The organism is Streptomyces prunicolor NBRC 13075 (assembly GCF_000367365.1).
Classification (GTDB): Bacteria; Actinomycetota; Actinomycetes; order Streptomycetales; family Streptomycetaceae; genus Streptomyces; species Streptomyces prunicolor.
This window is the reverse complement of the sequence record NZ_BARF01000077.1, coordinates 94,144-114,478: the sequence shown is the minus strand read 5'-3', so window position 1 is coordinate 114,478 and position 20,335 is coordinate 94,144. Positions and strand designations below refer to the sequence as shown.

Annotated in this window: 23 protein-coding genes; 11 read left to right on the top strand and 12 right to left on the bottom strand. The window is 69.5% G+C overall.

Annotation, left to right across the window (positions count from 1 at the left end):
• From SPR02S_RS32810 to SPR02S_RS32795, 4 genes are all read right to left on the bottom strand, one after another.
• A complete protein-coding gene (locus SPR02S_RS32810; RefSeq protein ID WP_019061267.1) occupies window positions 1-1,542 on the bottom strand; it encodes an ABC transporter substrate-binding protein in 1,542 nt (513 codons plus the stop codon).
• Complete coding sequence (locus SPR02S_RS32805; protein WP_019061266.1) at window positions 1,539-3,671, bottom strand: hypothetical protein; 2,133 nt, start codon at window positions 3,669-3,671, stop codon at window positions 1,539-1,541. The genes SPR02S_RS32810 and SPR02S_RS32805 overlap by 4 nt, the downstream gene beginning before the upstream one ends.
• A gap of 149 nt (window positions 3,672-3,820) precedes the next feature.
• Window positions 3,821-4,804 carry an isopenicillin N synthase family dioxygenase gene (locus tag SPR02S_RS32800; RefSeq protein ID WP_019061265.1) on the bottom strand — a complete coding sequence of 328 codons (984 nt, stop codon included), beginning with the start codon at window positions 4,802-4,804 and terminating at the stop codon, window positions 3,821-3,823.
• On the bottom strand, window positions 4,797-5,255 hold the full coding sequence (locus SPR02S_RS32795) for a nucleoside deaminase (RefSeq protein WP_019061264.1): 459 nt from the start codon (window positions 5,253-5,255) through the stop codon (window positions 4,797-4,799). The genes SPR02S_RS32800 and SPR02S_RS32795 overlap by 8 nt, the downstream gene beginning before the upstream one ends.
• A 100-nt stretch (window positions 5,256-5,355) precedes the next feature.
• Here SPR02S_RS32795 and SPR02S_RS32790 point away from each other — a divergent pair, with 100 nt between their 5' ends.
• Window positions 5,356-6,615 (top strand): PucR family transcriptional regulator, encoded by a 1,260-nt coding sequence (locus SPR02S_RS32790; protein ID WP_019061263.1) that lies wholly within the window; start codon window positions 5,356-5,358, stop codon window positions 6,613-6,615.
• Here SPR02S_RS32790 and SPR02S_RS32785 read toward each other — a convergent pair.
• Window positions 6,612-7,565, bottom strand: a complete 954-nt coding sequence (locus SPR02S_RS32785; RefSeq protein ID WP_019061262.1) for a transglutaminase-like domain-containing protein — start codon at window positions 7,563-7,565, stop codon at window positions 6,612-6,614. The genes SPR02S_RS32790 and SPR02S_RS32785 overlap by 4 nt on opposite strands.
• Before the next feature lie 101 nt (window positions 7,566-7,666).
• Window positions 7,667-8,275: a TetR/AcrR family transcriptional regulator gene (locus SPR02S_RS32780; protein WP_019061261.1), complete on the bottom strand. Its 609-nt coding sequence runs from the start codon at window positions 8,273-8,275 to the stop codon at window positions 7,667-7,669.
• Window positions 8,276-8,462: 187 nt separating this feature from the next.
• Between SPR02S_RS32780 and SPR02S_RS32775 the strand changes: the two genes are divergently transcribed.
• Entirely contained in the window at window positions 8,463-9,203 is a 741-nt protein-coding gene (locus tag SPR02S_RS32775) for a VOC family protein (protein ID WP_019061260.1), read from the top strand.
• Window positions 9,204-9,269: 66 nt separating this feature from the next.
• Here the strand turns inward: SPR02S_RS32775 and SPR02S_RS65985 are convergent, their stop codons facing one another.
• Window positions 9,270-9,905 carry a DUF7848 domain-containing protein gene (locus SPR02S_RS65985; protein ID WP_043258642.1) on the bottom strand — a complete coding sequence of 212 codons (636 nt, stop codon included), beginning with the start codon at window positions 9,903-9,905 and terminating at the stop codon, window positions 9,270-9,272.
• Between the two features lie 116 nt (window positions 9,906-10,021).
• Between SPR02S_RS65985 and SPR02S_RS32765 the strand changes: the two genes are divergently transcribed.
• Genes SPR02S_RS32765 through SPR02S_RS65780 form a run of 3 tightly spaced genes read left to right on the top strand, consistent with a single transcriptional unit; the run spans window position 10,022 to window position 11,282 of the window.
• Entirely contained in the window at window positions 10,022-10,966 is a 945-nt protein-coding gene (locus SPR02S_RS32765) for a helix-turn-helix domain-containing protein (protein WP_026151063.1), read from the top strand.
• Entirely contained in the window at window positions 10,923-11,042 is a 120-nt protein-coding gene (locus tag SPR02S_RS65090) for a DUF397 domain-containing protein (RefSeq protein WP_245607655.1), read from the top strand. The genes SPR02S_RS32765 and SPR02S_RS65090 overlap by 44 nt, the downstream gene beginning before the upstream one ends.
• Window positions 11,043-11,090: 48 nt before the next feature.
• The gene (locus SPR02S_RS65780) at window positions 11,091-11,282 is read left to right on the top strand and encodes a DUF397 domain-containing protein (RefSeq protein WP_106437054.1); all 192 of its coding nucleotides are present in this window, start codon (window positions 11,091-11,093) and stop codon (window positions 11,280-11,282) included.
• On the opposite strand, the gene SPR02S_RS32755 is transcribed toward SPR02S_RS65780, so the two are convergent.
• Window positions 11,263-11,862, bottom strand: a complete 600-nt coding sequence (locus tag SPR02S_RS32755; protein WP_019061256.1) for a Uma2 family endonuclease — start codon at window positions 11,860-11,862, stop codon at window positions 11,263-11,265. The genes SPR02S_RS65780 and SPR02S_RS32755 overlap by 20 nt on opposite strands.
• Window positions 11,863-11,875: 13 nt before the next feature.
• Window positions 11,876-12,850 (bottom strand): quinone oxidoreductase family protein, encoded by a 975-nt coding sequence (locus SPR02S_RS32750; protein ID WP_019061255.1) that lies wholly within the window; start codon window positions 12,848-12,850, stop codon window positions 11,876-11,878.
• A 118-nt stretch (window positions 12,851-12,968) separates the two neighbouring features.
• On the opposite strand from SPR02S_RS32750, the gene SPR02S_RS32745 reads away from it, so the two are divergent.
• Both SPR02S_RS32745 and SPR02S_RS32740 read left to right on the top strand, forming a co-directional pair.
• Window positions 12,969-13,316, top strand: a complete 348-nt coding sequence (locus tag SPR02S_RS32745) for an ArsR/SmtB family transcription factor (RefSeq protein ID WP_019061254.1) — start codon at window positions 12,969-12,971, stop codon at window positions 13,314-13,316.
• A 31-nt stretch (window positions 13,317-13,347) separates the two neighbouring features.
• Entirely contained in the window at window positions 13,348-14,001 is a 654-nt protein-coding gene (locus tag SPR02S_RS32740) for a hypothetical protein (protein WP_106437051.1), read from the top strand.
• Here SPR02S_RS32740 and SPR02S_RS32735 read toward each other — a convergent pair.
• Both SPR02S_RS32735 and SPR02S_RS32730 read right to left on the bottom strand, forming a co-directional pair.
• On the bottom strand, window positions 13,968-15,404 hold the full coding sequence (locus SPR02S_RS32735) for a purine-cytosine permease family protein (protein WP_019061252.1): 1,437 nt from the start codon (window positions 15,402-15,404) through the stop codon (window positions 13,968-13,970). The two genes, SPR02S_RS32740 and SPR02S_RS32735, sit on opposite strands and share 34 nt — an antisense overlap.
• 119 nt (window positions 15,405-15,523) lie before the next feature.
• The gene (locus SPR02S_RS32730) at window positions 15,524-15,826 is read right to left on the bottom strand and encodes a PLD nuclease N-terminal domain-containing protein (RefSeq protein ID WP_019061251.1); all 303 of its coding nucleotides are present in this window, start codon (window positions 15,824-15,826) and stop codon (window positions 15,524-15,526) included.
• A gap of 76 nt (window positions 15,827-15,902) precedes the next feature.
• Between SPR02S_RS32730 and SPR02S_RS32725 the strand changes: the two genes are divergently transcribed.
• The 3 genes from SPR02S_RS32725 to SPR02S_RS32715 are packed head-to-tail and all read left to right on the top strand — an operon-like array spanning window position 15,903 to window position 18,875.
• Complete coding sequence (locus SPR02S_RS32725) at window positions 15,903-17,357, top strand: menaquinone biosynthesis decarboxylase (RefSeq protein WP_019061250.1); 1,455 nt, start codon at window positions 15,903-15,905, stop codon at window positions 17,355-17,357.
• On the top strand, window positions 17,354-18,256 hold the full coding sequence (gene mqnP, locus SPR02S_RS32720) for a menaquinone biosynthesis prenyltransferase MqnP (protein ID WP_019061249.1): 903 nt from the start codon (window positions 17,354-17,356) through the stop codon (window positions 18,254-18,256). Before SPR02S_RS32725 ends, mqnP begins: the two co-directional genes overlap by 4 nt.
• Window positions 18,257-18,302: 46 nt before the next feature.
• Complete coding sequence (locus tag SPR02S_RS32715; RefSeq protein WP_019061248.1) at window positions 18,303-18,875, top strand: Uma2 family endonuclease; 573 nt, start codon at window positions 18,303-18,305, stop codon at window positions 18,873-18,875.
• Here SPR02S_RS32715 and SPR02S_RS32710 read toward each other — a convergent pair.
• On the bottom strand, window positions 18,866-19,471 hold the full coding sequence (locus SPR02S_RS32710; protein ID WP_019061247.1) for a rhomboid family intramembrane serine protease: 606 nt from the start codon (window positions 19,469-19,471) through the stop codon (window positions 18,866-18,868). The genes SPR02S_RS32715 and SPR02S_RS32710 overlap by 10 nt on opposite strands.
• Window positions 19,472-19,562: 91 nt before the next feature.
• Between SPR02S_RS32710 and SPR02S_RS32705 the strand changes: the two genes are divergently transcribed.
• Window positions 19,563-20,264, top strand: coding sequence for a UbiX family flavin prenyltransferase (locus tag SPR02S_RS32705; protein WP_078623074.1), 702 nt, complete (start codon window positions 19,563-19,565; stop codon window positions 20,262-20,264).
• The last annotated feature ends 71 nt before the right edge of the window (window positions 20,265-20,335 follow it).

The window sequence follows — 20,335 nt, the reverse complement described above, 5'->3', positions numbered from 1 at the left end:
TCAGGCCGGAGGCAGGCACTCCTTCCCGGGAGGCCGGTTCTCCGGCCAGGCGATCTTCACGAAGCGGGCGGTGCCCTTCGGCGTGAGTTCCACTATCGGTACGGCCTTGTCGTACGGGTTGCCGTGGATGTCCAGGCAGATCCAGCCGCTCGCCCCGTTCACCCGCAACGACCCCTTCACCTGCGGCCATTGGAGGCCGACGTCCGCGAGGGGCGGGATCTTCTGCTGGTCGGGGGTGGCCTCGCGGATGCCGTGGACGGCGAGGCGCATCGCGTCGTAGGCGATGATCGCCTGGCCGTCGTCGAGGGACGCCGGGCCGATCGGGCCGACGGGGGAGGTCCTGGCGGCGGCCACCAGCTTCTTCAGGTCCTGGGTGTCCTGGGCCGAACCACCCGTCGCCGGGGGCTTGTTGACCCAGGCGTCCGGGTGGGCGAGGGCGGTGTAGCGGACGGCGACGCCGTGTTGCAGGGCGCTGCGGTCGAGCTTCTTGTCGCCGGTGAGGTACGAGCCCTCGTCGCCGGTGAGCACGGTGAACGTGCGGGACTGGCAGCCGCGGCGGCCCAACGCGTTGATGAACTGGCGGAGTTGGGTGTGCCGTCCGGCGAAGAACACGGTGTTCAGCTTGGCGTCCGTGTCGCAGACGAGGTCGGTGATCTGCCGGAAGGTGTTGGGCGTACTGCCCTCCTGGCTCCGGTTCGCGGGCGGGGTGAACGGCCACGACCCGTACGGCGAGCCCTTGAGCAGGGTGGCGAAGGCCTGTTGGAGCGTCTTCGTGTACGGGTCGCCGGGCTTGTCGTAGACCAGCAGGGCCCGGTCGGCCGTCACCTTGGCATAGGCGGCGAGGGCGCGGGCCTCGTCGGTGTTGGTGGGGGAGACGCGGGCCAGGCCGGGGTAAGGGTCCTTGCCCTGCTGGCCGTTGGCGAGGTCGTCGGCGGTGATGGAGGAGCCGACCACCGGGATGCCGAGCCGGGTCAGTTCCGCGACGGCCTTCTTGTTGTTGTCGGTGCTGGTCCCTATCCCGGTGACCGCGCGCAGCCGGTCGGAGGTGTCCGTCATCGCCGAGAGCCGGTCGACCGTCCGCTCCCAATAGGCGCCGTCGGCACCGGGGTTGGCGAGCACGAGCCGGATGTACGGGGTCTCGCCGTTGTCGTCGTGGTTGGCCCGGTACTGCGCGAGATACGCGCCCTGCAACTCGTGCAGCACGTCGTTCAGGTTGTCGGCGTCGCTCGAACTGAACGGCTCGTACAGGGCGACGGTGACGTACGTACCGGCCTTGAGGGAACGGTTCTCGTGGTCCACCGCCCTGATGGTGGCGGCGAACCGGCGCTGCCCGAAGTCGAACGCCGAGGTCGACACCCCCACGCACTCCCCGCTGTCCTCGGGCCGGGCCACCCCGGCCGCGCAGGAACGGTCGTCGTGCAGGAGGGTGCGGGTCAGCTGGACCAGCCCGAAGACCAGCGCGGCGGCGAGCACGAGGGCCGTGTAGCGGTAGATCGGAAGCGTCCGGATCCGCTGGACCAGTTCGTGCAGCCACGCTCTCATCGCCCGCCCCCGTCTCGGTCTTCGCCGCCCGGCACCCGCAACGGGCGCCCGGCCAGGGCCTGTTCGGGCCACTGCTGGGCGGCCCGCCACAGCGGTTCACTGCCCGCGGGCCAGATGTTCGACAACTGCTCCAGATCGAAGTGCATCCGCCCCGCGACCTCCTCGTCCGGCAGCACCAGCGGATCCGTCACCTGCCACACCGCGTGCAGCAGCCGCCGTACCGTCAGATGCAGAGTCGGATCCACGCCGGGCGGAGGGTCCTCCTCGGCGTCCGTGCGGGCGAGCGCGACGGCCTTGCGGTGGTCGCCGGGGGCGCCGATGTCCCGGCCGTGCGGATCGTGCGCGTGGTAGTAGGGCGCGGCGGTGACGAACAGCAGCGTCTCCAGCCAGGCGTACGGCGTGATGGTGCGGAAGGTGTTCCGCAGGTAGGCGACCGCGTCCGCCGTGTCGCCCAGGGCGAGTTCGTGGTGCAGGCGGTAGCGGGCGCGGGCCGGGGTGTCCGGGTTGCCGGGCAGGCCGTCGTAGTGCGAGAGCAGGGAGCGGTGCACGGCACGCCAGCGGCCGTGGTCGGCGTCGTCGAGGTGCAGCCGTAGGAGGAGCAGGGTGCGCAGGAAGGGGTCGCCGACGAAGTAGCCCTCGGCCGGGGGCAGTCCCTCGGCGGCGAGTTGGGTGCGCAGCCGGTTCACCCCGGCCGCCCCGAAACTGTCCCCGAGCCGGGCCTCGGCCAGTGCCCGCGCCGAGTCCCCGTCGTGCGCGGTGGCGAGCACGGCGAGTTCCTCCGCGAGCCCCGGCGGCACCAGCCGGTCGAGCAACTCCCGGTACACAGGCCGCCGATCGTGCTCCGCGTCCCCCTCCCGCTCGATCCCGGCGGTCAGCAACTCACCCGGACTGACCGCCCCCACGGGCCGGTTCTGCCGTACGGCCTGCCCCAGCATCGCGGCCCCCAGCGGACTTCCGGCCGTCAACCGGTGGATGGCGTACGGCAGTTGGGGTGGCACCTCGACACGCGTAGCGCCGTCGGTGTCGGTGGCGGTGGCACATACGTCGGCGATGACGCGCCGTGCCTCCTCGGGAGTCAGCGCCGGCAAGGTCACCAACAGCGCCCGGGACGAGGGCGAGGCCCCCGGCACCCACCCGCTCGCGCGGGCCACCTCCGGCAGCGGATGCCGTACGGCGTCCGGCAGTTCGGGGTGACGGTGGCCGCGCAGCCCGGCGAAGAAGACGACTTGGTCCCCGACTCCGTCGGCACGTTCCTTCAGTACGGCCTTCATCAGCCCGGGACCCGGCCCCGACTGCACGTTGTCGACGAGGACGACGGGCCGCCCGACTCGCCGCATCCGCTCCCACCGGCGCCGATACGTGTCGCCCAGATCGGCCAACAGGGCGCGCAGCAGCCAGCGTTCGGCGTCCGCGCGGGAGGTGCCGTCGGCGCGGAAGTCGCGGGCGATCTCGATCAGCCCGCGCTTGGCGTCACCGCTCGCACCCGGGTAGGCGCGGTACCAGTCGGCGCCCGCCTTCAACAGCCCGTTCGGCGTCCACACCAGCTCGAAGAGGGTGTCCAGGGTCGCCTCGATGACGGCTTGGCCCACCGGCCCCGTACCCGACAGATTCGCGATCAGCCGGGAGGCGACCTTGCCGGCCCAGCCCTGCGCGATCACCGCCCAGCGCCGGGCCGGGTCGCTCAGCAGCAGGATGCGCCGGGCCTCCTCGCGGGCGCTGTCCTCGTCCTGGGCGCCCCAGCCGGTCGCGCACACGGCGAGCAGCCCGGCTTCGAGACGCGGGAAGTCGATGTTCCCGGCCCCGTGCACCACGGGTTCCCTCAACTGCTCGGCCACGGACGCCAGCGCCTGCCACACCGGCGACCAGGTCGCCGCGGGCCGCCCGTCCGGCAGCCGGGTGAGCCGGTCGGCCTCGCAGTCGATCAACGCGACCGGCGTGTGCCCGCGGTACGCGCTCCGCAGCTCGGCCAGCGCCATGCTCTTGCCGAGCCCGCGCGCGCCCGCGAGCACCACGAAGGGCGGTTCCGGGTGTTCGTACGGCGAGGTGAGCAGCTCGTACGGGCGCAGGCCGATCAGGCGCGAGGCGAGACCGGGCGGCTGTGCCTCGAACAGCGCCCCGCGTCCATGCAACCCTCTACCCACCGCATCTCCCCCTGAGCGGTCGCCTGGCACCGGAACCTGTCTATCAACACCAGGGTAAATAGGGGGAGTTGTTTCGGACCAGATCGCGTGGTGTCCGTTGAGTTACGAAAATGTCGGAACGCGTCCGGACTCTTGGGTCAGTCGACGGTGATCGAGTCCAGTTTCTCCCGCAGATAGACATGCGAGTCGACGGCGTCGTACGCCACCCGTCCGACCGGCGCGGGCAGGGACTCCACGAGCGTGCCGGGCGTGCACTCGCCGAAGTAGACGAGCGACATCAGCTCCTCCGCCGGTGAGTCGGCGGGCGGCGGCAGCACCCGGTGCCGCCCGGACCGCCACCGGTCCCCGGTCCAACGGGCCATCAGATCACCGATGTTGATGGTGAACGCCGCCGGATCGAATGGCGCGTCCTCCCACCCGCCCTCGTCGGTGAAGACCTGAAGTCCCCCCTTCCCGGCCTGCCGGTCGAGGATGGTCACGGTCCCGAAGTCGGTGTGCGGCCCGATCCGGAACTGCCCCGGCTCCGGCTCCCCGACGACCTCCACCCCCGGGTACCAGTTGATGTTGAACCCGTACGTCGGATGGTCCATGTGCTGGGAGAAGAAGTCGGCTTCGAGCCCGAGCGCGACCCCGAGCAGCGACAGCAGCTGCTTCTCCAGCTCGCCCATCCGGTCGAGGTACTCCTCGCAGAGCGCCTGGAGCCCCGGGATCTCCGTCGGCCACACGTTGGGCGCGTACCACTCGGCGTTGATCTCCGGGTCCTCGAAGGGCCGGTGCGTGGCGAAGGTCAGCGACTCCTTCAGATCGGGCGGGGTCTCGGTCCCCTCCGAGTACCCGTTGGCCTCGGCACCGGGCCCGAGCCAGCCGCGCCCGCCGACCTTGGCGGAGTAGGCCTCTTTCACGTCGGCGGGGAGGGCGAAGAAGGCGCGGGAGGCCTCCCGGATCCGGGACCGGAGACTCGGGTCGACCCCATGCCCGGTGACGAGCAGGAACCCGGCGGTCTGGAGGGCGTCGTCGACGGTACGGGCGATGTCTTTCCGGGTCTGCTCGTCCCCCGAGATCCAAGGCTTCAGGTCGATCGTGGGGATGCGGGGTTTGGTCTGGGGCTGGGGCTCAGTCACCAATGTCCTCGTTCCAGAGTGCCGGGTTGTTCTTGATGAAGTCGCGCATCAGCGAGGTGCACTCGGGATCGTCGAGGAGGACGATCTCCACACCGTGCTCGGCGAGCCAGTCGTGCCCGCCGTGGAAAGTGGCGGCCTCGCCGACCACAACCCGTGAGATACCGAACTGCCGCACCAGCCCACTGCAGTACCAGCAGGGCGAGAGGGTCGTGACCATGGTCGTCCCTCGATACGACCGCTGCCGCCCCGCCGCCTTGAACGCGGCCGTCTCCGCGTGCATCGAGGGGTCGTCGTCCTGGACGCGCCGGTTGTGGCCGCGCCCCAGCAGGGTGCCGTCGGCGCCGTAGAGCGCGGCGCCGATCGGGATGCCGCCCTCGCCGAGCCCGGCGCGGGCCTCCGCGACGGCGGTGGCGAGCCAGGCGCTCGCCTGTGCCTGATCCAAAGGCTTCATGTCTTCACTCTCCAGTGGGCGAAACACGAGGGCAACGTGCGGAAAGTACTCTCCCCGCAACCCTTAACCGGACGAACTGTCCGCGCCTCTGGAGGTTCCCGTGCCCGCACTCACCCTCCGTGAGGTTCTGGCCCTCGACCCGGTCCGTGCCACCGAGCCCGAACTGCTGGCCGGCGAGGCCGCGCTCGACCGCCCCGTGCGCTGGGTCCACTCCAGCGAGGTCTACGAGGGCGCGAACTTCCTCGACGGCGGCGAACTCCTCCTCACCAACGGCTTCGGCCTCACCGACACGGACGCCGAGATCCGCCGCCGCTACGTCCGCGAGCTGGCGGCCCGGGGCGCGTCCGGCCTGGCGGTGGAGATCGGCCGCTCCCTCCCCACGATGCCTCCGGAGGTCACGGACGAGGCCCGCCGCCTGGGCCTGCCCCTCCTGGCCCTCCACCGGGTCGTCCCCTTCGTACGGATCACCGAGGCCGCCAACCGGGCGATCGTGGCCCGGGGCCTCTCCGGCCGTTCCGTCGTACGACCGTGGGGCGACGACCACACGGCCGCGCTCCTGGCGGACCTCGCCGACCGGGCCGCGCTGAACCAGCCGGAGGTCGAGGCGCGCTCGGCCCTGGCCGGCTTCCACCCCGGCCCGGGCGCCCGCCTGATCGGCGTCTCCGTGCACGGCGCGCGGGACGTGACGGCCGTGGACCGGGCGGTACGGCTGCTGGGTGGCGCGAGCGTGCTGCGGGCGGCGTTCCCGGGCGACGTACTGGCCCTGCTGGCCCTCCCCGGCTCCGTCTCCGGCGACCCCATCCGCGCGGTCCAGGAAGCGTTCCGTACGGCGGCCGACCCCGGGCTGACGGTGGCGGTCGGCCACGCGGTCGACACCGGCAGCGGCTGGCTGCGCTGGAGCGACACGCTACGGGCGGCCCGTACGACCCTGGAACTCGCCCTGACGGTCCCGGCGGCCGAACCCGCCGCCCCCGAGGGCCCGTTGGTGACGTCGGCGCGAGCGCTGGCGCTGGAACGGGAGCTGACGCGGGGCGGTGTCGACGCGAACCGGGACCGGTTGGCGCGGCTGGTGCAGCACGCGTTGGGTCCGCTGCTGTCCTGGGAGGCGGCCCACCCGAGCGACCTGGTGCGCACGCTGGAAGTGCACCTGCGGCACGGCTGCTCGCCCACGCGGACGGCGGCCCTCCTGCACATCGGCCGCCAGTCCCTCTACCAACGCCTGGAACGCATCGAGTCGTTGCTCGGCCTGGAGATCGACGACCCGGATCTGCTGGGGGAGTTGCTGGCGGCGGTGTGCGCGCATCGGGTGGTGCGGGGGATGGGGGCGGCTCAGGTACGGGGGCTGCGGACGGTGGCCTAGAAGTCGGCCTGGCGCAGGGTGACTTGGCTGGGCCCGTTGAAGGGGGCGTAGCAGGTCACGGTGGGCGGGGTGCGGAGGGTGTCGTCCTCGGTGAACAGTTTCCGTACGGCGTCGAAGGCGACCTCGCCGCTGACGACCGGGGCGACACGGTCGTAGAACGCGCGTGAGGCCTCGGGCAACCGTTCCCCGGGCTTGCCCTCGTCCTCGCTCCACACGTCCCACAACAGGGTCTCCACCTTGTTCAGGGCGGCGAGGTCGAGGCGGATGTTGCCCGCGACGAACCGTTCGCCCCAGAACGGGCCCTCCTCCGGCCGGTGCAGGCCGAAGGTCGTCGGGTCGGCGCCGCCGGTGCGGATGGCCTGCCAGGCCTCGCCTGCGACGAGGAAACGTTCGCGGGGTACGTCCATCGGGTCGAAGTCGACGTTCCAGTGGTCCGTGACGGTGGAGTCGGTGAGCTGGGAGTCGGCGAGGAGCCAGCCGCGGTCGTCGTCCCAGTACTCGGTGACGACGTGGTCGCCGTGGAAGAGCTCGGAGGCGTCGGTGTCGGGCGAGTTGAAGTAGTCGGCGAAGCCGGAGCGGATACGGGCCGGGATGCCCAGGTGTCGCAGGAACGAGCAGTGCAGCAGCGAGAAGTCCCGGCACACTCCGACGAACCGGTCGCCGGGTGTGCGCCGCAGGGTGAGCGGGGCGGGGTCGCGGGCGACGAGGATCCGCAGGGTGTCGTCGATGTAGCGGGTCTCGGCGTCGTTGTGGAGGCGGTCGGTGGGGTGGGTGTGGTCGTAGAAGCCGTCTTCCAGCCGGTGGATGAGCAAGTCGCGGGTGATACGGGCGAGTTGGGCGGGGGCGCGCGGGAGGTCGGCGTAGTGGTGGGCGAGGGCGCCGGGGTCGGAGTACGGGCTCTGGGCGGCGTAGAAGGCAAGGTCTGTGCTGAGGTCTGCGGTGAGGGGCATGACACCTGACCGTGTCAAAATTCGCCCTGAATTGTCCATAGCCCGGGGGTACTTCAGTCCTGGGTTGCTTCAGCCCAGGGGTACTTGAGCCCAGAGTTACTTCACTTCGGGTCCGCCGCGACCGATCGCCAGATGCGTTCCGGGAGTACGCGTGCCGCCTCGTCGAGGTCGAGTTCGACGTCGTCGATGCCGGAGAGCCAGCGGCGGACCACGCCGACCAGTGGGCCCAGGACGAGGGTCTCCAGCAGGGGGAGCGGCAGCGGGGCCAACTCGCCTGAATCGACGTGGGTTTGGACCCAGGTCGCGAACACCGAGAGCCTGGCCTCCTGGGAGTCGCGGAGCTCTCTGGCCTGGATCATGTTCCGCTGGTCGGTTCTGGCGGAGTGCAACAGCAGGGCGGCGTCCCGGTGTTCGCGGACGAAGGTCAGATGCGTGCGTACGATCGCGCGGATGCCGGTGCGGGCGGTGCGGGTCGCCTGGAGTGCGGTGATCAACTCGCTCAGCAGCCGGCTCAGCCAGCGCTGCGCCAGCGCGTCGAACAGACCGTCCAGGCTGCCGAAGTGGTGGTACAGGCTGCCGAGGCTGACACCGCTGGCCTTGGTCACGGCGCTGACGGTGAGGCCCTGTTCGCCCTGCTCCGCGAACAGGCGCAGCGCGGCGTCGAGGAGCAGGTCTGCGGTGACCTCGCCGCGGTGTTGCTTGGGGCTCATGCGGGACAGCGTATTGGGAACTCGGTTCTAGAGTGAATTTCTAGAGCAGATTTCTGGAAACCTCTTCCGGTGTGACCATCCGCCGGTCCAGACTTGCTGATACCCGGGCCCGCGTCCGTCCGTTTCGGGGGATACGGATGGCCGTGGGTCCGGTGTGTTGAGCGGGGTGGTGCCTAGGATCGTCGGCATGGCGCTGCGTCCTGTTCAGGTGAATATCAAGGCCGTTGACTGTTCGGGGCTCGGCCGGTTCTGGGGGGAGGCGCTCGGCTGGGGCGTGCTCAGCCCCGGCGTGACGACCTACGTCGGCCCCGGCGGCGGCCTCGTCTGGCCCGAACCGCTCGGCCTGGGCATCGACCTCATCCCCGTCCCGCACCCCAAGCCGCCGACGAAGAACCGCCTGCACCTCGACCTCGCCACCACGTCTACGACCCACCAGGCGGAGCTGATCGCGCGCCTACGGTCTCTCGGCGCGACGCCCGCCGACGTGGGCCAGGGCGATGTGCCGTGGACGGTCCTAGCCGACCCCGAGGGCAACGAGTTCTGCGTGCTGGAACCTCGGGAGACCTATCGGGACACGGGGCCGATCGCCGCGGTGGTCGTCGACTGTGTGGATCCGCGAGCGATGGCCCGGTTCTGGGGCGGGGCGATGGACTGGGCCGTGCTCGAAGTCTCCGACGACCAGGCGTCGTTGCGCTCCGCCGAGGGTGTCGGGCCGTACCTGGAATTCCTCCGCACGCCTGACCCGAAAACCGTGCCGGACCGCATCCACCTCGACCTGTTGCCGTATCCCGGTGACGACAAGGCGGCGGAGGTGGAACGGCTTCGGGGTCTCGGCGCCACCGACCTCGACGTCGGCCAGGGCGATGTCTCGTGGACGTGTCTGACGGATCCGGAAGGGCATGAGTTCTGCGTTCTTGCTCTGCACTGAGGTGGGGCCTTGTTGGTGGGGCCTTGTCGGTGTCCCGACGGTCACGTGTTGGCGTGGGGGGCCTGTTCAGCCCTGAGGCTGTGGCTCCAGCACCGCGTAGTCCGCGAAGCTGCGGCGGTAGCGGGTGTGCCGGGTTTCCTGGGTGTGCTTGCGTTGCCATTCCTCTACGTCGGTCGGGTTGGCGTGGGGGCCGGAGGTGGCGGCGCAGTCGTGGTCGTCGCCGGAGACGCAGTGGGCCTCGTACTCCGGTTCCGCGGTGGGGTCTTGGACGATCGAGTACGGCACGTAGCGGAAGATTCGGCGGTGTCGGATGTCGTGGTCCCGGTGTTGGTGCCGGCGCAGCAGGACGTTCGCGTCGGTCTCGGCGGTGCCGTCGTTGCGGGCACGGGCGTCGTCCCGGAATGCGGCCAGGTCGAAGCAGGGCTGGCAGTCGGGGACGGGGGCGGGGGGTGTGGTGATGTCGTACGGCACGGAATTACCCACCCAGGAGCGGGAGTTGGCCGCCTTCACGCTCGCGATCAGCCGTTCCTGGGGTGTTGCCGGGCGTACGGCTTCCGGTGGGGCCTCCCACTCCCGGCCGCCGCCGAGCGGGCGCAGCATCGCGTAGGGCCCTGCCTTGCCTCGGTATTCACCCACCTTGTTCGTACTGATGTCGTAGACGAGCGTTCCTTGTTCGATCTGGTTCGCGATCGGCTCAACCATGTTCACTCCGGGGCCACTTCATCACTCTGGGTGTATTGAGAGTCGCCTAGGGGAACGGTGCGTATCAATGCTTGGCGCGTGCCATTGGGCCATTGCCACGGAGGGGGGCGGGTTCGGTGACCTATCGCAATGCGGAGGCCACGGGCGGAGTCAGTAACGCGGTGCTGTTCGGTGACTTACTCCGCTTCTATCGCGAGACCGAGTTGCTCACGCAGGAGGCTTTGGCCCGGCAACTCCACTGCGACCGTTCTCATGTGGCCAAGATCGAGGCGGGGACACGGGTTCCGCAGGAGTCGTTCGCGAAGACGTGTGACGAAATCCTGCACACGGGTGGGGCGTTGCTGCGGATGTGGCGCCAGATCGACTGGTACCCCGAGGTGCAGCATCCGGATTGGTTCGAGCGGCGAGCTGAGATGGATGCGCAGGCTGTCGCGCTGCGGGCGTATCAAGAGCGTGTCATTCCAGGGTTGTTGCAGACCCCGGGCTATGCGCACGCGCTGTTCTCTCAGATTGCGAGCGGTGAGGAGGTGGAGGAGCGCGTCCGGGCCAGGTTGAGTCGCCAGCCGCGCTTCTTCGCCGACGAAGGGCCCCTGTATGTCGCGGTGCTGGACGAGAGCTGTCTGCGCAACGCGGTGGGGAGCCCGGAGGTCATGCGGGACCAGTGCGCGCGTCTGCTGGAGGCCGGACAGCGCCCCAACATTCGTATCCAGGTAGTCCCTGCGGGACTCTTCGGACTCATCCGCCCCCGCAACTCCTTCTCGCTGATCAAGCTGCCCGACGGGCATGAGTGGGTGTACTCGGAGTCGCTGGACCGTGGGTATTTCGCCGACGATCCGGCCGTCTTCGCGCGCCACAGTCAGGCCTATGATGTGCTCAGGGCGGACATCCTGTCGGCCCGCGAATCCGCCGCTCTGATCAGCGACGCGATGGAGGGTTACGAGCACCATGGACAGGCACCAGCTCGGCGCGGCGACTTGGATCAAGAGCAGCTACAGCGACAACAACGGCGGCGACTGCGTGGAAATCGCCCCCGCTATCCCCGCCGTGGTGCCGGTGCGTGACAGCAAGGTCGTCGAGGGCCCGGTGGTGGTCGTCACGCGTGCTGCTTGGTCGGCGTTCACGGGTGCTCTTCGCTGACCCGAACGCCCCCTTGCTGGGCGGTAGTTCGTGCCTATGCTGATCGTCATGGACAGGCATGAGCTGGGCGCGGCGACTTGGATCAAGAGCAGCTACAGCGGCGAGAACGGCGGCGACTGCGTGGAAATCGCCCCCGCTATCCCCGCCGTCGTGCCGGTGCGTGACAGCAAGGTGTCCGAGGGCCCGGTACTGATGCTCACCCGTTCTGCCTGGTCGGCGTTCACGGCGGCTCTTCGGTGACGTCGTTGCCGGCCTTGCCGTAGCGGCGGAAGGCGGACGTGTTCACCGTCCAGGGGCCGAAGGGCACTGTGTCCCCGAAGATGTAGGGGTCCTTGCGGGCGTACCCGGTCCTGCATGGATCGGAGTGGACCTCGATGGTGCCGGTGCGCGGGTCGACGATCAGGTAGTGGGCGATGCCCATAGCGGGATAGGCGGCGAGTGCCTCGCCGCCGTAGCCGTCGCTCGGGTCGCACGGCGAGGCGATCTCGATCACGGCCAGCACCTGTGTCGCGTCGACCGCGAACCCTTCCTCGTCGAGTACGGCCTCGGGGATGACGACGGCGTTCGGACGCCGCATACGACCGATCGACGGGTCCTCGATCTCGGGCCCGTTCGCGCAGATGTAGCCGGGATGCGTGCCGGCCAGTTGCTTGGCCAACTGCTCGCGGATGCGGCGAACCGTGCCCTCGCGTCGCTTCGACGAGCGCACCATCGCCAGCACCGGACCCGACGGACCGATCTCGACGCGCCACGTCCCCTCAAGCCCCTGGGCGTATGCCTCAAGCTCCTCCGCGATCGCGCGCATCTTCACGTACTCCATGTACGAAAGGTACTTACTCCGCCACCCTGATCAGCAACTTCCCCGTGCTCGTCCGCGCCCCCATCACCCGATGCGCCTCCGCCGCCTCCTCCAACCCGAACTCTCCAGTCACCGGCAAAGACACCGTGCCGTCGACCACCGTCGCGAACGCCCGCTCCGTCAGGGCTCGTAGGGCTGCCGGGTCGTTCTGGGCCAGGGTCAGGATCGAGAAGCCGGAGACCGAGAAGGCGCCGGGGTACAGCTCGGGTTGGCCCACCTGCCACGGCTTCGCCGAGCTCGCGTTGCCGAAGGAGACCAGGCGGCCGTAGGTCGCGAGGGAAGCGAGGCTGTGCCTGAGGGTGTCGCCGCCCACCGGGTCCAGCGCGAGGTCCACCCCGCGCCCGGCCGTCGCCGCCCGCACCGGTGACTCGAACTCGCCCACGAACACCTCGTCGTAGCCGTACCCCCGCGCGAACTCCGCCTTCGCCGCGCTCGATACGACCCCGTACACGGAACCCGCCCCCGCCGCCCGCGCCAACTGCCCCACCACCGTGCCGATTCCGCCCGCCGCGCCCTGCACGAGCAGCGTCTCGCCGGGCTGGAGGCGGCCGACGGTGTGGACGAGGGCGTACGCGGTCGGGAGGACCGTGGGGAGCGTGGCGGCCGTGCGGAGGTCCACGCCCTCGGGGAGTGGGAAGACCATTCTCGCGTCGGTGACGGCCACCTCCGCGTACCCGCCGCCCGCCGTCAGGGCCGCCACCTCCTGGCCCACGGTGAGACCTTCGACGTCGGCGCCGATCTCCCTTACCCGGCCGGAGACCTCAAGTCCCGGTACGAAAGGGAGACTTGGCACCCGGTATCCCTCGCCGCGCGCCTTGAGGTCGGCGAAGTTCACCCCGGTGTACGCCACGTCGACGCTCACCTGGCCGGGGCCGGGGCGCGGTGTCTCCGTCTCCACGAGTTTCAGGACCTCGGGACCGCCGTACTCCTGGATCTCTACCGCGCGCATGCCGGACTCCCTGCTCGACTGTTCAATGAAAAGCGAACACTTGCGAGTGTATGGTTTTCATCGAACACCCCGCAAGCGAGAGCGCGCGGGAACGTGGGAGAGGGAGCGGGAGGACGGCATGGCGCAGCGAGACCGCACCACTGGAAGTCATCGGGCCGCCCCCGAACACACCCACCCCGACGACGTCCCCGTGCAGACCGCCCTCGCCGCGCTCGCCGACCCCGTACGCCTCACCCTCGTAAGGGAGTTGGCGGGGTCCGACGACTGGTCGCGCACGTGCGGGAGCTTCGACGTGCCCGTCGGCAAGGCCGCGCTGAGTCATCACTTCGCCGTGTTGCGCGGCGCCGGGATCGTGGAGCAGCGCGACGAAGGGCCCAAGCGGGTCAACCGGCTGCGCAGGGATGAGTTCGAGGGGCGTTTTCCCGGGCTGCTGGGCCTTGTGCTGCGGGCGGACGGCCAGGCCTGAACCCTTCTGCCCGCTCCGGCGTCACAGTCGCATGAGGAATCGCAGCTGGATCGTGGCGGCCGTTGCGACCGCGGGAGTGGTGCTGGGCGCCGCTCTGTACGTAGACGAACTGGAGACCGGCCACGCCGACGTGGACGTGGCCGCGCCCAAAGCGTCCAAGGTGCCCGAGGTGTCCAAGGTGCCAAAGGTCAGTGCCCCCGAGCGGTGCGTCGGCACCCGGCCCGTCGGCAGTCTCCCCACCGGCGATGACAACAGCCCCATGTACCGGCTCGCCGGTCACGTCGACGCGCTGGGGGCGGGCAGCTACGCGGCTGTCTACACCGGGCTGTCCGTGAACGACAAGACGCAGACTCTCGACGTCTGGCGCGTCCCCTCCGCCCGCTTCGACGCCGATGTCTGCGGCGCGGCGCTGAAGGGCGTGACCGTCCGGCTGCACGACTCCGACGTCAGCCGGAAGAGCCTCGACAAGCTCTCCGACCGCATCGGCGACGACATGAAACGCTGGGACGGAACCTTCCGGATGCGCGAAGTCGGCGTGAACGAGCGGGGGTTCGTCCGGGTCGGGGTCGATGACCCCGACAAGGCCGAGCCGATCATCAAGAAGGCGTACGGGGCGAAGAACGCCCGGTACATCAAGGTCGAGTACGTGGATCAGTCGTCGGCACTGTCGGCACCGGTGGGCTGAAACTGGACCCCGCCCTTCGGGGCCAGTGCCTTGCGCAGCGCCAGGTACAGCAGCGCGCTCAGTACGAAGCCCACGATCGGCGTGCTGTCGCCGAAGGACGGCCAGTGCTTCGGGACGTAGCCGACGTAGTCCTCCTGGTTGGAGAAGAGCGGGACCGAGACTCCGATGCCGATCAACAGGGCTGCCAGGCCTGGCCAGTTGGTGAAGGTGGGGTCGGTCAGGCGGGGGGCCAGTTCCTCGGTGGGTGTGCGGGACTGGAACCAGCGCTCCACCAGGACCACGCCCAGCCACGGCGCCACCCAGTACGCGATCACCAGCAGGAACGCCTCGTACGCCGAGCCCGCGTCGGACAGTGACGCCCAGGCCGCCGCCGTACCGGCCACCCCGGACACCACCACCAGGACGCCGCGGTTCAGCCACGGGGGGAGCTTCAGGCCGAGCGCGGCGAGGGAGATCGCGCCGGAGTAGACGTTCAGGGCGTTCGCCGAGATCGCGCCGAGGATGATCGCGAGGAGTACCAAGTTGCCGAGCCAGGACGGGAGATGGCCGGTGAAGGCCGCCGTGGGCGTTGCGTCCTTGGGGGCCAGGAGCGTTGCCGAAGCCGCTCCCATCACCGCCACGAACGTCACCGACACGAACAGGCCGACGGCGGGGTACAGGATCGTCTTGAACTTGTTCGCCGTGCGCGGGAGGTAGCGCGCGTAGTCCGTGGCGTACGGGTTCCAGCCCGCCGCGTAGCCCCAGGACGCGCTGAGCGCCAGGAGGAAGCCGCCCACTCCGCCGCCCGTGCCGCCCCCGCCGAGGTGCGCGTCCTTGAAGGTCCACACGCCGGCCAGCACGAAGATCACCGCGAGCGCCGGGAACGCGTACTTCTCGAAGGTGTGCACGAAGTTGTGGCCGATGAAGCCGATGAGGATCTCGGCCACGACCACGAGGAGGAGGGACGGGAGGGGGCGTAGGTCCGTCAGTGTGTTCAGTGCGAACGCCGCGCTCACGCTGTTCACCGCGAACCAACCGACGCCCGCCACAAGGCCGTTGGCCGCCGACGGGAGGATGTTGCCGCGGAAGCCGAAGGAGAAGCGGCCGATCACCATCTGCGGGACGCCGAAGCGCGGGCCGTCCAGGGAGAGGAAGCCCTGGGTGATCGCGCCGAGGCCCGTGCCCAGGACGATCGCCGCGGTCGCCTGCCAGAAGCTCAGGCCGAAGAAGAGGACCGAGATCACGCCGATGTAGACGGTCGCGAACTCGATGTTCGGGGAGGCCCAGGTCCAGAGGAGCTGGAGCGGGCTGCCGTGGCGTTCGGCGTCGGGGATCGGCTCGGCACCGGCCGTCTCCACGGCGATGACCTTGTCACCGTATTCGGGGGCGAGGGTGCCGGTTGAGTCGGCGGGAGCAGTCGTCATGCGAGGTAAGTGTCCGGTTCCTGCCGGTCCGGGCCCAGAGGCGCATTGTCCGTACCGGGCCGCTCACCGGCGTACAACCTGCACGTACTCACTTCACGTCTACTCGGCTCACTTCGCTTCTACTCGGGCTTGGGGTCGTCCTTGAGGTCGTCCTTGTTCAGGGACTTCAGGAACTCGGGGTTGTCGTCCGGCGCGATCCACCGGCCCGGCGTCTCCGCCGCCGCCCCGTCCGCAGTGCGCCGCGGCCGGCCCGCGATCAGCCATGCGATCGGGCCGACCAGCACCTCACCGAAGAGCAGGATCACGAACACCCACGCCAGCTTCGGCATGCCCCGTACGTCCTCCTCGGGCGTGTTCAGGCAGTCCACGAAGGCGTAGATGCACAGAGCCAGGACCAGCAGGAAGGGCAGATACCTGAGCATGGTGGCGAGATTCTCCTGAGTGGTGAGACGGCCCCGGTGACGGGGTCAGGTTAGCGGGTGGCAGATACTTGGACACATGGCTTACGACGATCTTCGCTCCCTGCTCAGGGCACTGGAGCGCGAGGGAGACCTCAAGCGCATCAAGGCCGAGGTGGACCCCTATCTGGAGGTCGGGGAGATCGTCGACCGGGTGCAGAAGGCCGGTGGACCCGCGCTCCTCTTCGAGAAGGTGAAGGGGTCCTCGATGCCCCTCGCCATGAACGTCTTCGGGACCGACCGGCGGCTGCTGAAGGCGCTCGGGCTGAAGTCGTACGGCGACATCTCCGACAAGATCGGCGGGCTGCTGCGGCCCGAACTGCCGCAGGGGTTCGTTGGGGTGCGGGACGCTTTCGGGAAGCTCGGGTCGATGACCCACGTACCGCCGAAGAAGGTCAAGGACGCGCCGGTGCAGGAGGTGGTGCTCACGGGTGACGACGTCGACCTCGACGACCTGCCCGCGCTCTTCACCTGGCCGCAGGACGGCGGGTCCTTCTTCAACCTCGGGCTCACGCACACCAAGGACCCGGAGAGCGGGGTCCGGAATCTCGGGCTGTACCGGCTCCAGCGGCACGACAAGCGCACCATCGGCATGCACTGGCAGATCCACAAGGACAGCCGGAACCACTACCAGGTCGCGGCCAGGAAGGGCGAGCGGCTGCCGGTCGCGATCGCCTTCGGGTGTCCGCCCGCCGTGACGTACGCCTCCACCGCGCCCCTTCCCGGCGACATCGACGAGTACCTCTTCGCCGGGTTCATCGCGGGCAAGCGGATCGAGATGGTCGACTGCAAGACCGTGCCGTTGCAGGTGCCCGCGCAGGCCGAGGTCGTCATCGAGGGGTGGTTGGAGCCCGGCGAGATGCTGCCGGAGGGGCCGTTCGGGGATCACACCGGGTTCTACACACCGCAGGAACCCTTCCCCGCGCTGACCATCGACTGCGTGACGATGCGGAAGCGGCCGTTGCTTCAGTCGATCGTCGTAGGCCGGCCTCCGACGGAGGACGGACCGCTGGGGCGGGCGACGGAGCGCTTCTTTCTCCCCCTGCTGAAGATCATCGTGCCGGACATCGTGGACTACCACCTGCCCGAAGCGGGCGGATTCCACAACTGCGCGATCGTCTCCATCGACAAGAAGTACCCGAAGCACGCCCAGAAGGTGATGCACGCGGTCTGGGGTGCGCACATGATGTCCCTGACCAAGCTGATCGTGGTCGTCGACGCCGACTGCGACGTCCACGATCTGCACGAGGTCGCGTGGCGGGCCCTCGGCAACACGGACTACGCCCGCGACCTCTCGGTCGTGGAAGGACCCGTCGATCATCTCGACCATGCCTCCTACCAGCAGTTCTGGGGCGGCAAGGCGGGGATCGACGCGACGAGGAAGTGGCCCGAGGAGGGCTACACGCGGGACGGCGGCTGGCCCGAGATGGTGCTGTCCGACCCGGAGACGGCGGCGAAGGTCGACCGCCGGTGGAAGGAGTACGGACTTTCGTGAGCAGCGCAGCAGCCGCGATCCCGCAGCCGGGGCGCACCAAGGCGTTCCTACGCCTCGTCATGATCGAGCACTCCGTCTTCGCCCTGCCCTTCGCGTACATCGCCGCGCTGTCCGCGATGTTCGAGCTGGACGAGAACATCCACTGGGGGCGGCTGCTGCTGGTCACCATCTGCATGGTGGGGCTGCGGACCTTCGCGATGGCGGTCAACCGGATCATCGACCGCGAGATCGACGCCCGTAACCCGCGCACGGCACACCGTGAGCTGGTCACCGGCGCGATGTCGGTGAAGCACGCGTGGACGGGCGCGCTCGTCGCCCTGGTCGTGTTCCTGGGCTCGGCGGCTCTCCTCAACCCCCTTTGCCTGGCCCTGGCCCCCATCGCGGTGATCCCGATGGTGATCTATCCGTACGGCAAGCGGTTCACGAACTTCCCCCAGGCCATCCTCGGTCTCGCCCAGGCGATGGGCCCGGTCGGCGGCTGGCTCGCGATCACCGGCGAGTGGTCCTGGAACGCGGTGATCCTCGGCCTCGCCGTCGGCATCTGGATCGGCGGCTTCGACCTGATCTACGCCTGCCAGGACATCGAGACCGACCGCGAGATCGGCGTCATGTCGGTGCCGGCGCGCTTCGGCATCCCGGCGTCGATCTGGGGCGCCCGCGTCTGCCACGCGATCACTACCGCCCTGCTCGCCTGGTACGGCGCGGCTACCGGCGCCGGTGCGTTCTTCTGGTTCGGACTGCTGATCGTCGCGGGCGCGTTCCTGTACGAGCACTCGATCGTCCGGCCGCATGATCTGTCCCGCCTCAACCGGGCGTTCTTCAGCGTCAACGGGTTCATCGGGATTGCCCTGTTCGTGTGTGCGCTTCTCGATCTTCTGGTTCGGGGTCTGACCGTGTGAGTAGCGTGCGGCCTACCATCGAGGGCAGGACCCCAGGGAGGCCACCGTGACCGTCTCGGACCTTGACCGCCTGCACTCGCAGCTCAGCAAGCTGGAGGACATGTTCCCCGGCTATCTGACGGAGATTGTCGAGGGCAGCATCGTGATGAACCCGGTCAGGCCGTTCCACGGGAAGACGATCCTGAGGGTGTCAGCGAGCCTTGAGGGACAGCTTCCGCCGGAGTGGGCGCTGGTGAGCGATGTGGCGTTCCCCTTCGACGAGGCCAATGAGTTCTGCCCGGACATCGCGGTCATCCCGGCCGAGGCCGAGGACGAGAATCGCAGCTCCTACCCGGCTGATCTGATCGAGTTCGTGGCTGAAGTGGTGTCGCCGGAAAGCGTCCGCCGCGACTACGAGATCAAGCCCCGCTGGTACGCCGCCCGAGGCATTGCCAACTACGTGATCCTCGACCCCTTGCAGGGCCACGCGGTCACGATGTGGAACCCAGGCCTTGACGGCTACCGAGGCCGTGACACCGCCCCCTACGGCCCCGACCTCACCGTCGACTCCCCCCTGGGTAAGCTCACGATCCCCACCGCTCACCTCCCGGTGGACCCGAAAGCCCGCCGTCAGGCCTGAACCACTCCACGACCGACGGCCCGCCGCCGGAACACGAACGCCGCCCCCACCCCCGCCGCCAGCCCGATCAGGTGTGCCTGCCAGCTGACCCCCGACTGTGTGGGCGCCAGGCCGAGCAGGATCGACGTGCCCCAGACCGCGCCGATCAGCAGGCCTACGACGATGCCCACCGCGCGGCGCTCGACGAAACCGCTGACCAGCAGGAAGCCGAAGAGGCCGAAGATCAGGCCCGACGCGCCCGCCGTGTTCGTGTGGGCCGGGGATATGAGCCACACGCCCAGGCCGTCCGCGACGATGATCAGCGCGGAGATCGCGACGAAGCGGCGGATGCCGCCCAGCGCCGCGAGGAAGCCGAACACCAGCAGCGGCACCGTGTTCGCGGCGACATGCGCGAAGCCGAAGTGGATGAACGCGGCCGGGACGACGTCGATCAGCTCGGACGGCTCGCGCGGGATGATCCCGAGGCTGTCCAGGGCGTGGCCGGACACCACGTCCACCACTTCGAGCAGCCACAACAGCGCGACCCAGCCCACCATCAGCTTGGCCGCGGCCTTCGCGCGGTCGCCCTGCGACCACCCCAACCCCGTACCGGACATGGCACCCCCCAGAGTCCACTCGTCCCCACAGAAGAACGCCCCGGCCCCCTTGCCCGGTTCCCGCCCCGCCACGCCAGCTAGGCTCGGTGTCGTGAACCCAGTCAAGCCAGGAGAGACGCGGCGTACGCCTTGGATCGTAGGGGTGTCCGGCGCTTCCGGCACCCCATACGCGGCTGCCGTGCTGCGCGCGCTCCTCGACGCCGGCGAGAGTGTCGACCTCGTGGTGTCCCGCGCGTCCCGGCTCACGCTCCTCGACGAGACGGGGATCTCCTTCCGGGACGCGCACTGGCGGGACGACCTGCGGAAATGGCTGGCCCTCGGCGCCGACGGCAAGCCCGGCACCTTCGAGCCCGCCATCGACACCGACGCCGTACGGCACTGGAGCGCGGGCGACCTCGCGGCGGGGCCGTCCTCGGGGTCGTACCCCGCGAAGGGGATGATCGTCGTGCCCGCGTCGACCGCCTGTGTCGCCGGGGTCGCCCTCGGGCTGAGCAAGGACCTGTTGCAGCGGGCGGCGAGCGTGACCCTCAAGGAGCGGCGCAGGCTGGTGGTCGCCGTACGCGAGACGCCGTTGAACGGGCAGACCCTGCGGCACCTGGTGACCCTGGACGACCTGGGGGCGGCCGTGGTGCCCGCCTCGCCCGGGTTCTACGCCGGGGCGACCCACATCCAGGACCTGGTGGACTTCGTCGCCGGACGGGTCCTGGACTCGGCGGGGGTCGAGCACGAGCTGTACCGGCGGTGGAAGGGCGACCTCGGCGCCGGCTTCCGCACCGCCGACACCACCGACTGACGTACGGAACCCACGTATTCATCCATCTTCATCGGCATCACATTCTCGGCATCACCTTCATCGTCAGCACA